13 protein-coding genes and 1 pseudogene are annotated in these 14,960 nt (G+C 67.7%); 10 read left to right on the top strand and 4 right to left on the bottom strand.

Annotation, left to right across the window (positions count from 1 at the left end):
• Positions 1–751, bottom strand: a 751-nt coding sequence (locus tag QSK18_RS34410) for an IS3 family transposase (RefSeq protein WP_285628296.1), incomplete at its 3' end; no start/stop codon positions are given.
• Positions 748–1,059, bottom strand: a complete 312-nt coding sequence (locus QSK18_RS34405; protein ID WP_502894323.1) for a transposase — start codon at positions 1,057–1,059, stop codon at positions 748–750. The genes QSK18_RS34410 and QSK18_RS34405, both read right to left, overlap by 4 nt.
• A 69-nt stretch (positions 1,060–1,128) precedes the next feature.
• Between QSK18_RS34405 and QSK18_RS34400 the strand changes: the two genes are divergently transcribed.
• Positions 1,129–2,352, top strand: coding sequence for a helix-turn-helix domain-containing protein (locus QSK18_RS34400; protein WP_285628294.1), 1,224 nt, complete (start codon positions 1,129–1,131; stop codon positions 2,350–2,352).
• A 22-nt stretch (positions 2,353–2,374) separates the two neighbouring features.
• On the opposite strand, the gene QSK18_RS34395 is transcribed toward QSK18_RS34400, so the two are convergent.
• Positions 2,375–3,709, bottom strand: a complete 1,335-nt coding sequence (locus QSK18_RS34395; protein WP_285628291.1) for a serine hydrolase domain-containing protein — start codon at positions 3,707–3,709, stop codon at positions 2,375–2,377.
• Between the two features lie 357 nt (positions 3,710–4,066).
• Here QSK18_RS34395 and QSK18_RS34390 point away from each other — a divergent pair, with 357 nt between their 5' ends.
• From QSK18_RS34390 to QSK18_RS34350, 9 genes are all read left to right on the top strand, one after another.
• Positions 4,067–4,342 carry a hypothetical protein gene (locus QSK18_RS34390; RefSeq protein WP_285628288.1) on the top strand — a complete coding sequence of 92 codons (276 nt, stop codon included), beginning with the start codon at positions 4,067–4,069 and terminating at the stop codon, positions 4,340–4,342.
• Positions 4,343–4,844: 502 nt separating this feature from the next.
• Positions 4,845–5,156 (top strand): hypothetical protein, encoded by a 312-nt coding sequence (locus QSK18_RS34385; protein WP_285628285.1) that lies wholly within the window; start codon positions 4,845–4,847, stop codon positions 5,154–5,156.
• A 44-nt stretch (positions 5,157–5,200) separates the two neighbouring features.
• On the top strand, positions 5,201–5,563 hold the full coding sequence (locus tag QSK18_RS34380) for a hypothetical protein (protein ID WP_285628282.1): 363 nt from the start codon (positions 5,201–5,203) through the stop codon (positions 5,561–5,563).
• A 315-nt stretch (positions 5,564–5,878) separates the two neighbouring features.
• Positions 5,879–7,099: a methyltransferase, FxLD system gene (gene fxlM / locus QSK18_RS34375; RefSeq protein ID WP_285628279.1), complete on the top strand. Its 1,221-nt coding sequence runs from the start codon at positions 5,879–5,881 to the stop codon at positions 7,097–7,099.
• Between the two features lie 109 nt (positions 7,100–7,208).
• Positions 7,209–7,349: a hypothetical protein gene (locus QSK18_RS34370; RefSeq protein WP_285628276.1), complete on the top strand. Its 141-nt coding sequence runs from the start codon at positions 7,209–7,211 to the stop codon at positions 7,347–7,349.
• A gap of 118 nt (positions 7,350–7,467) precedes the next feature.
• On the top strand, positions 7,468–10,353 hold the full coding sequence (locus QSK18_RS34365; RefSeq protein WP_285628273.1) for a lantibiotic dehydratase: 2,886 nt from the start codon (positions 7,468–7,470) through the stop codon (positions 10,351–10,353).
• Positions 10,350–11,546 carry a lanthionine synthetase C family protein gene (locus QSK18_RS34360; RefSeq protein WP_285628270.1) on the top strand — a complete coding sequence of 399 codons (1,197 nt, stop codon included), beginning with the start codon at positions 10,350–10,352 and terminating at the stop codon, positions 11,544–11,546. Before QSK18_RS34365 ends, QSK18_RS34360 begins: the two co-directional genes overlap by 4 nt.
• A gap of 12 nt (positions 11,547–11,558) precedes the next feature.
• Positions 11,559–12,335 (top strand): thiopeptide-type bacteriocin biosynthesis protein, encoded by a 777-nt coding sequence (locus tag QSK18_RS34355; protein WP_285628267.1) that lies wholly within the window; start codon positions 11,559–11,561, stop codon positions 12,333–12,335.
• A gap of 181 nt (positions 12,336–12,516) precedes the next feature.
• Positions 12,517–13,608 carry an IS110 family RNA-guided transposase gene (locus tag QSK18_RS34350; RefSeq protein ID WP_285628264.1) on the top strand — a complete coding sequence of 364 codons (1,092 nt, stop codon included), beginning with the start codon at positions 12,517–12,519 and terminating at the stop codon, positions 13,606–13,608.
• A 299-nt stretch (positions 13,609–13,907) separates the two neighbouring features.
• On the opposite strand, the pseudogene QSK18_RS34345 reads toward QSK18_RS34350, so the two are convergent.
• Positions 13,908–14,742 (bottom strand): annotated as a pseudogene (locus QSK18_RS34345) (integrase core domain-containing protein).
• Positions 14,743–14,960 lie beyond the last annotated feature (218 nt).

The following is a 14,960-nucleotide window of genomic DNA, read 5'->3' as shown; positions in this document are numbered from 1 at the left end:
CCGGTGAGCCGGCGCCCCCGGCGACTTCATCGGCGACCTTCCCGTCAAAGCCGACATCCACCCGGCAGGCCTGCCCATCAGCACCTCCACGATCGAGGTGTTGCGACGACCCATTGAATCCACCTTGGCAGCCTCTGTCTGAGTGGAAGATGACCCCGGCCGGTGGTCGGCGCCGGGCCACGGCCTGGCGCAGAGCGTGCTCGACCAGGTCGGTGCGCAGGTGATCGGCCACGGCCCAGCCCACGACCCGGCGGGAGGCGATGTCGATGACGGTGGCCAGGAACAGCCAGCCCTGCGAGGTCCGGATGTAGGTGATGTCACCGCACCACCTGGTGTTGATCGCGCCGGCATCGACGGCGAAGTCGCGCCCGATCAGGTCTGCTCGGGCCGCGGCGTAGGGGTCGAGGATCGTGGTGCGGTAGCCGCGTCTGCGGTGCTTGCCGACGATGGCGTGCTGGCGCATGATCCGGGCGATGCGTTTGCGGGAGTGGTGCAGGCCGGCCTCGGTCAGGTCGGCGTGGATGCGCGGTGCCCCGTATCGGCCTTTCGAGGCGGTGTGACTGGCCTTGATCTGCTCGGCCAGGACCGCGTCCTCGCGGTCACGCTGGGAGCCGCCGGCGGCCTGGGCGGCCGCGTGGGCGTAGTAGGCGGATCGGGAGACCTTCAGCAGCTCACACGCGCGGGCCACGTTCCCGGGCCCGCCCGCAGCGCTGCTCTGCTTCTCCGCCTCGATGAACGGATACACGTTCACCGGGTCTCCTTCGCGAAGAAAGCCGTTGCCCGCTTGAGGATCTCAACATCTTCCTTCAGGCGGCGGTTCTCCCGTCGCAACGCCGCCAGCTCTGCTTTCTCATCGCTGGACAGGCCGTCGGAGCGGTCGCCGTCGTCGATCTCGGCCTGCTTGACCCACAACCTGACGGCCGTCTCGGTCAGATCGAAGTCCTTCGCGACCTGACCGAGCGTGCGGTCGCCCTGCCGGCACAAGGCCACGATCTCGGCCTTGAACTCCGGCGTGAACGACCTGCGGGCCCTCGGCTTCCTCTTCGCCATGGCATCCATGATGGACATCCTTCCCAGAAGCTCACAGCTCCTGATCTCAGATGTCCGTCAGAACGGGGCAGGCCCAGGATGGCGATGGCGCAGAGGCCGGCGAAGCTGGATCCCTCGATGTCGAGCGCGGCCTATTTCGGTGCCCGACTGAGGGATCTGCGGGTCAAGCGAAAGCTCTCTCTTGCTGCCCTCGGAAGCCTCGTTCATGTCAGCGGTGACTTGCTTGCCAAGATCGAGAAGGCGCAGCGGCGAGTTTCTCCTGAGCTTGTCCAGGCTCTCGATGTCGCGTTGCAGGCGGACGGGGAGTTGATACACAGCGCCCCGGCCGACGGTCTTCCACGAGAAGTGCTCCTGCCGATGGAGTTTCCAAGTGTCCTGGGGAAAGGCGCTGCAGTGGTCGATCCAGCGATCGACGGACTGCGCGAGATGCTGCGAGGTCTGAGGCAGGTCGATCATGCGCTCGGATCTGGACCGGCGCTGGCGATTGTCAAGGCTCAATTGCTGGCTGCTGAGACGATCCTGAACACCGCACGCTCAAGCATGGCTAGGCGGTCGGCCTTGGCTGTAGTGGCAGAAATTCACCAGCTCGCGGGTTGGATGCACTTCGACCGTGGGGAGGTAGCGGAGGCTGAAACGGCCTTCTCGCGCGCCCGGACGCTGTCCGAGGAATCGGGCGACCCGGCGCTGGCTGCATACATCTTAGGCCCCAGCCACGGCTTCATGACGGCCAGCGTGGGGCACCTTTCAGTTGCCCGAGAACAGTGCAGGATCGGGGTGGCAGCTGCTCGTAGGAGCGGCAACCATCGCCTGACTGGCTTTGTGCTGGCAATTGCCGCCCGGGTGGAGGCGAAGGCGGGTGAGCGCCGAGCTTGCCTGAGTATGCTCGACGCGGCCGCGACCGAGCTAGATCTTGCGAGCGCAGGGGCGTCGTCGTCGCCTGATCCTGATTGGCTGTCTGTTTTCGATGACGCTGCGCTGGCTGGGCATCGTGGCAGTTGCCTGCTGGACCTGCAGTCCCCGCACGCCGCCATCATCTCCCTGACCACGCAGGACGAGACGGCCGACGGCCTATTCGTTCGTAACCGGGTGATCTGGCAGCTCGATCGCTGTGACGCCTACTTGAAGCTGGGTGACCTCGAACCGGCTTGCGAGGATCTGTGGGGTGCTTGGGAAGCGTCCACCGGAACGACGTCGATTCGGCTGACCCATCGTTTGGCAACAAGTTTGAACAAGCTTGTTCCCTGGCAGAACACGCGGGAGGTGAAGAATCTCCGGGCGCGCGTCCTGGACGGGTCTGTCTGATCAAACGCCTTGGAGGTGACGGTCATCGTGGGGATCGACTGTAGGGGTATGTCGCCCATTCGAGGCCAATGACGTTCTCCTCGGCGTCACGTCTGACGTGCAATCGTTCGCCGCGAAGCCTTCCCTCCGAAGCCCGGAACTCATCTGACCGGATGCGCGAGAACCGTGTCAGGGACGTCGTGGGTGTGTCAGCCAGGTGGGCATGCAGGGCGCCGTCATGCCAAGTGAAGATCGTTTCCTCGGCCTCGCACCACCACCTGCCGAGCGCGCCGGCCAACTCAACAGGGCAAGCCGCGAGAACCGACTCGTCTATTCTTGCCTCCGAGGCAACGGTTTTGCTCACGCTGGTCACTTCGTCCAGTACTTCCAAGGTCAAGTCCGCGAGTCGAATGCCGCGGGTCACGTTCGCGAAGGCCGTGACAACGGTCTGCTTGCTGCGATCGAGTGACATAGAGGCTGTGAACCCGGGCATGGCTCCGGTATGGCCCGAGAGGATTCGTTCATGGCGACGGTTGAGGATGAGGCCCAGCCCCCAGCCTTGGGTCCACCCGTTGCGGTCGACCATGGTTTGTGGGCGGTGCATGGCCTCGACGACGGATTCCGGGATCGCGTTGGGGGCATTGCCGAGCAGCGCGTTACCCCAGGTTAGGAGGTCTGCTGTGGTGCCCCAGAGCTGTCCTCCAACCCCGATCGCACCCTGATCCATCTGGGGTTCCGGGTGGAAGCTGTCCTGGTAGGGGGCCAGGCGATAGCCCGTGGCTGCATGCGTGGTGGGGTGCCACGTTGTGTCGTTCAGGGACAGAGGCTCCAGCAATTCCTGGTTGATGAGTTCCTCGCAGGACTGGCCGGTTACGGCAGTAATGACCTGACCAAGGAGCGCGTACCCGAGGTTGGAGTAGTGCCAACGAGCGCCGGGTTCGTCCACGAACTCAGCCTGAGCCAGGATGCTCATGAGCTCCCCGGCATTGGGGCCCATCATGGAGGACCACATCGGGTGAGGGGCCTCTCGCTGAAGGCCGCTGGTGTGCGCCAGCAATTGACGCACCAGAGGCCGGCCCACACCGGTCCCAGGCAGATAGCGTTCCACCGGCTGGTCGAGATCCAGTTTTCCCCGTTCCACTAGCAGCAGCGTCAGTGCCGCGGTGAAGGTCTTGGTGATCGAGCCCAGACGAAACTGCGTCGCCGGCCCCGCCGGGCGCCCAGTCGCGACGTCTGCGGTGCCGGAGTAGTGAACTAAGGTCCCGCCGCTGGGGTAGCTGACGCCTAGGCTCAAGCCAGGAACGCCCTGGTCAAGCCGTGTTTTGTCGACCCGTCGCTGCAAGGTCGCGGCGGACAAAGCCTCTTCCACGGCGGTCATGGAAGCCACCCTGCCATTTCGATCGCACCGCGTCACGCCTACCAGCCAGCCCACCTGCCGAGTGGGCTGTGAGCCACGTCAGCACGGGGCACGACTGAGCGCAGATCATGCGGACACCGGCCACAGTCCGCATCTACTCCGTTGAAGCGAGCACTCGTCCTTGTTCAAATGGATCTGTCAAAGCGTTTCGAACGAGGAAGCAGCGGGACATTCTTTCGGGGGTCGCAGCCCGAATTCGGATGCTCGTTGCAGTGGACCAGCAAGTCTCAACATGCACCGCATAGTTTGCGGCACCGGTGTTCCTTCGGGCACTGCACCGGCCGGTGCTCACCCATGGTCTGCAATAGTCACGAGGAGGTGGACGTGGTGACCCCGCACGAGTTGCATTGCAAGATCAAGCGTCTGGGGGTACCCGTGCACAGCACATCCGGTCACCGAGACCGTACCTATCTTGTGGCGATCGAGGTAGTGGCGTGCAACCCGTCCTCTGACGATGTGCTGCAACAGATTCGCTCAATCGATGGGGTCGTCGAGGTGTCGCAGGTGCAGACCTCCGGCTCGAGTTCGGGTTTGCTGTATGTCACGGTCGCCCAGGCCAACATTGCGGCGCGTGCTTCACCCGCCGCGGGATAGTCCCTCCATGTCCTTGCCCGGCGGCGAGTGGGGGCCGAGTCGCTGGCGCCCACCACCGGAGGCGCTCGGCGACAGCGGGGGCTGGTGCCGGATCCATGGATGGCCGGACACCAGCCCCCAGGTGGGCCGCTGAAAGAACACGACGGTCGTAACGGGGCAACTCTCCCAGCTCAGCGTGAAAGTGCCTACAGAGAAGAACGTCGCGACGGTGATCTACCGGGAACCCTGGTCCTGGCCCGCTTGGTCAGGCGCCGGTTACGGGGGCACGTCTAAATGTTGTGCCCCCTCTTAGAAAGCGCCGGGGCGGGTGACAGTCACCCGCCAACACCCTCTGCCCGTCCCGGCGCCCACTCACTCACCTCTCGCGGAAGGCGACGCTATGCGACTCCCGGCTCAGGCCAGACGTAGCGATCTGGTAGCTGCCCCCGGGGCGATCCCAGTACTCAGTCAGGACGGCACGAGCCTGGAAATCTTCGTGCTCGGTGTTGCTGACGGAGTGGGCGTGTTGACGTTCCTGCGCCTGGACGGGGATGTGGTGCGGGTCCTGCACGAGGGTATGCCAGTTGCGGACGTCCCGGGCAGGGACCTCACCGAGCACCTGACAACCTCCCGCTGGTGGCTGCGCACCCGGCGCCGCCGCCGCTGGCGAGACCTGCAGATCGACGTCACCACCACCGGAAGGGTCGTCATCAGGCTCGGCGACGCCGTTGGCCCCAACACACTGACCCCACAGGAACTGAAAGGACTGCGCAGGCTGGCGTGGACGCCCTCGAGCGGGCCGTACACCTACGTGCGTGTCAGACGGCTGCCCTAGAACCAACGCCCCGCCTAGCAGTACTCAACAAGAAGGAGCAGGCCATGTTCACGGGGGTGGCCTTCACCGTGCGATCGGTCGCCGGCACGGAGCAGTTGCTGCGGTTCAAGCCGCGCCGCCAGATGGTACGCGTCACGATCCTCGGCGAGCAGATCGCCTTCATTACGGGCTCGTCGCTCGCGGAGCACCTGGCCGGGTGGCGGGCAGAGGTAACCCGGTGCCGAACGTGGCAGTCGGTGGAGATCCTGAGCGGTAAGGGCGAGGTCCAGGTCACGGTGCTCGGCGTGAGCGAGCTACGGCTTCTCACCGAATCAGAGCGCCAGGATCTGACCGAGCTGGCCGCACGGCCTCGGACGGGCCGCCCGGTCGACCGGGCCCGGCGAGCGAGGGCGGCTGCCCGACGCTGAACATTTCTGTAGCCGGCGACGCGTCGGAACTGTGTGCACTGCTTCATACGGAGGCGGTACACATGGTTGCGTATCAGTGAAATATATTGTTAACCAACATTATTGATTGAGCTAAGCTTGAATTCTTCTCCTGTGTAACACCTCGCGCTTGAGCAACCTTGTCTGTGACGGGAAGCGCGCTGCATCGGTAGTGTTCACGACGCTCTCACGCTCCGTAGCCCGTCCAATGCGGGGAGCACAAGCACGCTCAGCCGGGACCGCCCGGTCACCCAGCAGGGCCCGCGCATTGTGGAGCCCGCAGTCGAGAGGGAAGCGATGCTGGACACCAAGGAAACGGCCGACGATCTTCAGGCCGCAATGGTCGATCGGACCAGGCGGCGCCTGGCCCGCACGGGCATGACGCTGCTGCCAGCCGTGGAGCAGGCCATGCTCAACGTCCCGCGGCACCTGTTCACGGACGAGACGCCTCTACAGGAGGTCTACGGCGACGATGCGGTCATCACCCTGCGGGATCCGCGAGGCCTGGCCGTCAGCTCGGTGTCCGCGCCGTGGCTGCAGGCCGCGCAGTTGACCCAGGCTGAGGTGCAGGCGGGCGACCACGTCCTGGAGGTGGGCAGCGGTGGGTACAACGCCGCCTTGGCCCGGGAGATCGTCGGGCCTACGGGCTCGGTGACGTCGATCGATATCGACATGCTGGTCACGGCCCGAGCCCGGCGCTGCCTGGCCGCGGCCGGCTACAGCGACGTCGAGGTACTGGAGCACGACGCCGAGTTCGAGCTGCCCGGCGGCCGGGTCTTCGACAAGATCATCGTCACGGTGGGGCTGTGGGACATCCCGGCAGCCCTGGTTTCGCAGGTGGCCGAAGGCGGGCGCCTGGTGGTGCCGCTGCGCACGATGAGCATGACCCGATCCTGGGCCCTGGACCGTAAGAGCGACGCCCTGGTCAGCCGCAACAACGTCCTGTGTGGGTTCGTGCAGGTGCGCGGTGAGGGAGCCAGCGCCGGGACCAGCGTCCGGCTGCAGCAGGAGCCGGAGGTGGGCCTGTGGTGCGACGAGGCCCAAGACATCGATGCTGAGAAGCTGGCCGGGGTGCTGGATCAGCCCCGCGCCGAGGTGTGGAGCGGCATCACGATCCCGGGTGCCACGACCGTCAGCGACCTGGATGTCTGGCTGGCCACCCGACTGCCGGGCTTCTGCCAGATCACCGCCGACCCGCGCGCCATCGAGGCCGGGACGGTGGACCTGCCGCGCCCGTGGGGGATGCCGGCGTTCGTCGAGGGCAGCACCCTGGCCTACCGCCGCCGCAACCGGCCCGTGGACGAGCAGCGGACCCGGCTGGAGTTCGGCGCGATCGCCCACGGCCCCGACAGCGAGCGTGCCGCGCAGTTCTTGGCCGAGCAGGTCAGGGCCTGGGACGGGGCCGGCCGCCCGGCTCCGGTCCTGACGGTGCACCCCAAGGACACCCCCGACGTGGACCTGCCCGAGGGCTTCCACCTCCAGAAGCGGCACACTCGCCTCACGATCTCCTGGCAGTAGCCGGCTACTGCCAGGCCGCCCCCGACGGGGGCAGCACCACGCCCACGGCGGTCACCCGGCGACGCGCAGTCTGCCGGTCCCGCCTCCTGCTGATGAAAGGGAACAGCTCATGGACGACTTCGCCTTCACGCTGAACACCCGCTTGGTCGACTCCGCCCCCGTGGCGGCCTCCCGCTGGGGCTCGACCGACTGCACCGGGGACGGCTGCGGCAGCGACACCACCACCACCGACGGCGACATCGTCAGCTAACTGCAGCTGCAGCTGACGACGTAGCGACGTCGGGATGCTTCCGTGCCCCGAAATGCCCCGGAGCACGGGAGCATCCACCCCTTCGCCCATAGGAAGCCCCGCTGGGAGGCAGGTCAGCATGGACGCACCTGGATACGAGTACGCGGACGCCGCCATCATCCGTGCCGCCGCCTACCCCGACACCCTCACCCTCCCCGCCTGGCCCGCGCCGGGCCCGGCGACCAGCCCACACTGGCTGGCCTGGATCCGGCAGGTGTGGCCGCTGCCCGGCGTGGCCGAGGTGATCCAGACGGCCAGTCCCGACCTCGCCGCCGCACTGACCGTCCTGTGCGCGGACGAAGATGCCGACCCAAGCCCGGCCCAGACAGAGCGCGCCGCACGGGCCTTGATGCGGTACGTCCTGCGCTGGACCAGCCGGGCCACCCCCTTCGGCAAATTCGCCGGCATCGCCCCGGTCCACCTCGACGCCCCGGCCTGTGTCCGGTGGGGGCAGAACCACACAGTCTCGACCCGCCCGGACGCTGAGCAGCTGCTCGGCGCGCTGCAGCGCTTGGAGGCCCAGCCGCAGGTGCTGCGCCGGCTGCAGGTGCAGACCAGCAACCTGGGCTTTCGCCGCGGCGACGAGTGGGTCCTACCGGCCCAACACTCCGCGGGCGGCACAATTGACGTCGCCATCACCATCACCCCAGCCCTGGAACTGGTGCTGCAGGTGGCGGCCCGGCCTGTGCTGTTCGAGGACCTGGTGGCCAAGCTGGCCGCCAAGGCTCCGCAGGCATCCCAAACCACGATCGAGACCATGCTCGGCGAACTCGTGCAGCGCCAGGTGCTGGTGACTAACCTGCGGCCACCCACGACCAGCACGGACCCCGCCGCGTACGCCGCCGCCCAGCTCGCAGCCACCCATCCCGGTGAGGGGGAGATGCCGCGGCTGGAGCCAGGGCCGGAACAGGCGGTGGATCTTCGCCTGGACTGTGACGTCACGCTACCTCGCCCCGTCCTGCGCGAGGCCGAGCGGGCCGCTGCGCTTTTGGTGCAGCTCAGCCCGGCCCGGCCTGTCTGGCAGGCCTACCACGCGCTGTTCCTGGAACGGTACGGGCTCGGCGCGGTGGTGCCGGTTCGCGAACTGGTCAACCCTGATGCCGGGCTCGGCTACCCGGCCGGCTACCGCACCTCCTTGGCCAAGGAGACGAGCGCCCTGACGGGCCGGGACATCACGCTGGCCCGCCTGGCCCAGGAGGCGCTCCTGGACGGCGCCGACCTGGACGCTGACACCTTGGTCGCGGAACTTGCCGCGGCCGGTGCGGCGAACCGGCCACCCGTGCCGCACACCGAACTGCGCTTTAGCCTCTCCGCCGCGGCCGCATCCGATCTGGACCGCGGCGCCTTCACACTGTCGGTGGTCAGCGCCGCCCGCGCTGCCGGCACCACGACCGGCCGGTTCCTGCACCTGCTGACTCCCGCCCAGCGGGCCCGGTTTCACGCCGCCTACACGGCCCTGCCGGCCAGCACGCCGGGCGCACAGATCGTCCAGATCGCCTCGCCACCCCTGGCCCCGCGCATGGGCAACGTGGCGTGCACGCCCGCGATCTGGCCGATCCTGCCCATCGGCGAGCACCACAGCGCCGACGCTGCGGCCGACGTCGATCTGGCCGAGGTCGCCGTGACCGCCGACGTTCGCCGCTTCTATTTGGTCTGGATTCGCGACGGGCGCCTGCTCGAACCGCTGATTCCACACGCGGTCGACCTGCGCCACGGCACGCACCCGCTGGCCCGGTTTCTCTGCGAGATCAGCACCAGCCGGTCCGCGCCGTGCACTCCTTTCACCTGGGGCCAGGTCGCTGGCGACTTTCCCTACCTGCCGCGCGTGCGCTCGGGCCGCACCATCCTCAGCCCTGCCCGCTGGAGCCTGACCGCCACCAGCCTCCCCGGTCCCGAAGCGAGCACGCAGGCGTGGGCCAAGGCCTTCGCCGCCCGCCGGGGACACCTGCGGATCCCGCAGCGGGTGCTGTTCGGCGGCGATGACGTCCGGATCCGCCTGGACCTGTCGGAGCCGTCCCACGTCGACCTGCTGCGCCGCCACGTGCACAGCTCCGGCACGGCTGTGCTGCTGCAGGACGACGTCGACCCGGGCTGGATCGGTGGCCGCGCCCACGAGATCGTTCTGACCCTGGCCAGCACCACCGCCGGGTCAGCACCGCCGCGCCCGTCCCGGCCCCTGAATACCGCGCCCAGGCCCAAGCCGCGGCACGTGCCCGGTGCCTCGACCTGGCTGTACGCCGCGCTGTGGGCGACCCCCGGCCGACACAATGACCTGCTCACCCGGCACCTGCCCGTCCTCCTGGATGGCTGGGGCCACGGGCCGAAGCAAGGCTGGTGGTTCATCCGCTACGCCAGCCCAGCACACCACTTACGACTGCGCTTCCGCCTGGACGAGCCGTTCGCCTACGGGCCCGCCGCGGCCGCCCTCGGCCGATGGGCCGACGACCTCATTGACGCCGGCCTGTTGCAGGACATCACCCTGCACACCTACCGCCCCGAGACCGGCCGGTACGGCACCGGCGACCTGCTGGCCGCCGCCGAGCGTGTGTTCGCCGCCGACTCCGTCGCCACCGTCGCCCAACTCGCTGCGTGCCCGGACCCGACGGCCGCGGCCGCCGCGAACTGCCTCAACCTGGCCACCGGCCTGCTCGGCGAGCACGCGCTTTCCTGGCTGGTGGAGCAGTTGCCGCACGGGCGCGGCCCACGCCTACCCCGCCTGGCGCTGGAGGCCGCAGGCCAGGCCCTGAACGCCCCGCCGATCCTCCTCGCGCAGCGCCGTCGCGCCCTGGCCATTTACCGGGACCTGCTGCAGCCCGGCGATGTCGATGCGGCCCTGGCCGATCTGATGCACTTGCACCATGCACGCATGGCTGGGATCGACGCGGATTCCGAACGGCTGTGCCTGCGCCTGACCCGTGCGGTCGCTCAGACCCGCTTGCACACCAGGACGGGCAAACACTCATGAACCAGACCCGCCGAGCCGGCGCCCTGGGCGACCGGCTCACCCACGGGCTGCAGTTGCCGAGCCGGGTGACCGAGCCGGGTGCATCACTGAGTGGGGGAGCGGCCGGTATCGCCTTGCTGCATATCGAGGCCGCCCACCAGCCTGATGGCAGCGACTGGGGCCCGGCCCATCGGTGGCTGACCGCGGCCGTCCGGGATGGACTGGATATCGGCGAAAATGCCTGCCTCTTCTACGGTGTCCCTGCACTCGCCTACGTCCTGCACCATGCCGATCGACCCGGGTACCGGCCCGCTGTCGAGATGGCCCGGCGAGGCCTTGAAGCGGTGACCTCCAACAATCTGACCCGCGCTTGGCGCCGAATCTGGGCCGACGAGCGACCCGCGGCCGCCGAGTTCGACCTGATCGGCGGGCTGACCGGCCTTGGCGTGCTGCTGCGCCGTCTCGACCCGACCCATCCCCTCTTGCTTGAGGTGCTCACCTACCTGGTCGGGCTCACCCAGCCCATCGACAAGCGTGCGGGCTGGTGGACGCGACCACACACCCACCCTCCCAGCACGCCGCAGCCGCCGGGCGGGGTGAGCAATCTGGGTATGGCGCACGGGATCACGGGCCCGCTCGCCCTGCTGGCCTCCTGCGCACGCCAGGGCATCACCGTGCCGGGCCACCTGGAGGGCATCCAACGGATTTGCGCCCACCTGGACGAGTGGGAACAACCCCACCCGGCCGGGCCCTGGTGGCCCGAAACGATCAACCAGGCCGACGCAAGCCTGGGCGTACCAGGTCGCGCTCGCCCAGCACGGCCGTCATGGTGCTACGGCACACCCGGGATCGCCCGGGCCCAACAGCTCGCTGGCATCGTACTCAACGACCCCGACCGACAGGCCAAAGCCGAGGCCGCACTCCTGGGGTGCCTGGACGACCCGGAGCAGATGATCCGGGTCGTCGACCGCAGCCTGTGTCACGGCACCGCCGGGCTTTACTTGACGGCTCGCGCGATCGCCGCCGACGCCCTGGGCCCGGCCGACATCCCGCTGGACCGGCTCGCAGGTCTGCTCCTGGACCAGGCCCCAGCCGCAGGCGAACCGCCCGGCTACCTCGTAGGGACCGCCGGGTACGCCCTGGCCGTGCACCGCCTCGCCTCGCACGACGCCGTGAGCGCGACGAACTGGGAAGACTGCCTCCTGCTGACGTGAAAGGTGCCCGCCGTGAACAACTATCAGGACTGGCAGCAGGCCAACGCCTGGTTCACCGGCCGCGAGCAGGCCGTCCGCCTAGCCACCACCCAGATCGGACCACTGCTCGCCGACGCTGAACAGCAGGGCCTCATCACCAGCTGGTTTTACATCCGCAAGGAGCAATGGCGCTTCCGCTACCTGCCAACTAACGCCGCAGCGGCCGCCACCCTGGCCGGACGCCTCTCCAACCTGCGTGAACCGGGCTGGACGTGGAGCGTCTGCGAATTTGAACGGCTCGCTTTCGGCGGCGACGCCGGCCTAGAGGGTGCGCTCCGCCTCTTCCACGCCGACAGCCATCACCTGCTGCCCTGGCTGGCAACCGACCGGCCGATGGGACAGCGGGAGATCTGCATCTTGCTGGTCAGCGTCCTATGCCGAGGGGCCGGCCTGGACTGGTTCGAGCAGGGCGATGTCTGGGAGCGAGTCGCAAAGCTTCGTCCTCCAGTGCACAGCCCTCAACGTCTCACCGAACTCACCGATGCCATGCGCACCCTCATGACGATCGACGCCGAGCGCATCAGCGGCCCGGCCCAGCTCCCCGGGACGTGGGTCACCGCGTTCGAGGAAGCCGGCCGCGACTTGGCCGAACTGCACCACACCGGCGACCTGCAGCGGGGGCTACGTACGGTTCTTGCTCAGCACGTCATTTTCCATGCCAACAGAGCGGGTATCACGACGCTAGAGCAGAGCCTGATGGCTAACCTCGCTGTCCGGGCCGTCTTCCATGACCAAGAGGAGACCTACTGATGAGCCCCAGCAACCACCAAAGCCGTGGGTTGCCCAGTCGGGGCCAACAGGTCCCCAGCAAAATTCTTGCCTGAGTGGGGGACTAGACGGTATGAGGTGCCCGGCGCCCCGCTCATGAAGGTGGACGCGGGTTGCCGATCACACTGGTGTGGTCGGTAGAGCCGCATTCATGGGAGGCGCCGTGCATGTCGAGCGTACGAGTGTTGGGCTGGATGTTCACGCGCGTTCTGTGGTCGCGTGCGCGATCGACGGCCTGACCGGAGAGATCATCAAGGCCCGCCTGACCCCGGATCACGACGACGTGATCGGGTGGCTGAGGCGTCTGGCGGGGCCGGTGCGGGTGGCCTATGAGGCCGGCCCGACGGGGTTCGGGCTGGCCAGGGCCCTGGAGGAGGCTGGGATCGGGTGTGTGGTCGCGGCCCCGTCGAAGATCAGCCGGGCGCCGGGAGACCGGGTCAAGACCGATACCCGTGACGCCCTGCTGCTGGCCCGTTTGCTGCGGATCGGGGACCTGACGGCGGTGCGCGTTCCGTCCCGGGAGCAAGAGGCGGCCCGCGACCTGGTCCGGGCCCGTGAGGACGCCCGCGGTGACCTGATGCGGGTTCGGCATCGCCTCTCGAAACTGCTGCTGCGTCAAGGAATCGTGTACTCAGGTGGACCGGCATGGACGGGCGCGCACGACGTGTGGCTGCGCGAGCAGCGTGCCGCGCTCACCTTCCCCGGGCAGAAGGAGGCCTTCGACGCCGACTACGAGGCGGTCCTGCTGACCTGCGCCCGCCGCGACCGTCTCGATGCCGCGATCGAGGAACTGGCAGCCAACAGCGAGTTCACTGATGTGGTGCGCAGATTGCAGTGCCTACGCGGGATCTCGACGCTGACCGGGTTCGGTCTGGCGGTCGAGATCGGAGACTGGAACCGGTTCACCGGCGCATCGATCGGCGCCTACCTCGGCCTGACCCCGAGCGAGTATTCCTCGGGCGGATCCCGGGTCCAGGGCTCGATTACCAAGACCGGCAACACCCACGCCCGCCGACTGCTGGTCGAGGCCGCCTGGCACCACCGCAAGACCTACCGAAACCCTGGACTCATTATGAGATCCCGCTGGAAACTCGCGCCGCCTGCCGCCGCAGCCCGCGGGCATGCCGGCAACCACCGGCTGCATACCCGCTGGGAGACGTTCATCGTCCGCAAGAAGCGCCCGGTCGTGGCGAACGTGGCCGTGGCCCGGGAACTGGCCGGCTGGTGCTGGTCCCTGGCCGTCCTCGAGGACTGACCAGACGCCACCCAAAAAGACCCCCGGTCGTGGCGGCGGGCGGCAGCGCGTGGACGGACCCGCGAAACAGCTATGAGCACCCCCTCCGGGGGCCACGCTCGATCCTAGAACTGCGGTCCCGTCCAGCCGAACAGCCCGTCCTGCGGTAACCAACCCGCGCATATCAGTCTGACCGCGCGTCGCCAACGACACGCACGCCCACACGCCACGACCGGGCCCAAACGAACTGCAGGGCAGCCGAAGACCTCAGTCCTCGACTGCCCTGCAGGCATGCCCTCTTGACAGAAACGACCTACATATCAGCTGTTGCAGCTCATGACGTTGGTGACGCCGGCTCGTAGCCGCTGGGCTGGGGGCTGGTTCCCGGCAGCGGTGTGATCGCGATGGTAGTTGTAGTTGACGATCCACGTTTGAAGGGCTTGTGCGCGCTGGGTTTTGGAGGTCCAGGTCCGGGAGTAAAGGAACTCCTCGGCCAGGATCCGGTTGTATCTCTCGACCTTGCCGTTGCGGCGGGGCGTGAACGGGCGGATCCGCTGGTGCACGCTGACGCCCAGGCTGTTCAGGGCCCGCAGGAACACCCGGGATCGGTAGGCCGACCCGTTGTCGGTCACGACCCGGGTCATCCTGCTGATGCCGTGAGCGACGAAGAACGCACGAGCCCGGGCCATGAAAGCAACGGCGGTGACGGCTTTCTTGTCCGGTAGGTGATCGGTGTAGGCCAGCCGGGAGAACCCGTCGATCGCTGAGTGCAGGAACACGTAACCGGTGCGGACGCCCGCGTTGGCCGAAGCGGTGTGGGTGCGGGCTGCGGCCCGGCGGGTGGCGCGGGCCTGGGCTGAAGCCTTGCCATGGGCCCGCCAGCCACCGCCGTCGGGGATACGCCTTCTTATCCCGCCGCAACTGCTCAATCTGCGCGATGACCCTGTGGTGACGTCCTTGTGGGGCTGGCCCTGGGCGCGCTGGAGGCATCGAAGAGGCCTTCCTCGCCCAGGCGCCGGTAGCGGCCAACCCACTTCGACAGGCACTGCCGACTGATGCGGCCTCGGCCGCGACATGGGCTATCGGGCGGCGCTGGCAGCGTTCGATCAGGCGCAGGCGTCCGGCCGGGGTCAGCGGGGCATTACGGTGGTGCACAACGGGTCCTTTGGGTTCTAGCGATGTGCCTTGTGGTGATTCACATCATCTGCCAAGGGACCCATCCCAGTTCAGCGGCCTACTGACCTGCCGTCACCAACCTCATGCACCACAACATCTAATGGGCGGTCTACCAGACGCCACAAACTGCAATTAGGCAGCTATCTTCCCATAGGCCTCACGCCAGTGACATGGTTTCGTGGCGCGTTCGACTTTGG

It is taken from the genome of Kineosporia sp. NBRC 101677, from assembly GCF_030269265.1.
In the GTDB taxonomy this organism is placed as follows: Bacteria; Actinomycetota; Actinomycetes; order Actinomycetales; family Kineosporiaceae; genus Kineosporia; species Kineosporia rhizophila.
Note: the sequence above shows the minus strand (reverse complement) of the source record. Positions and strands in the feature narration are given on the sequence as shown.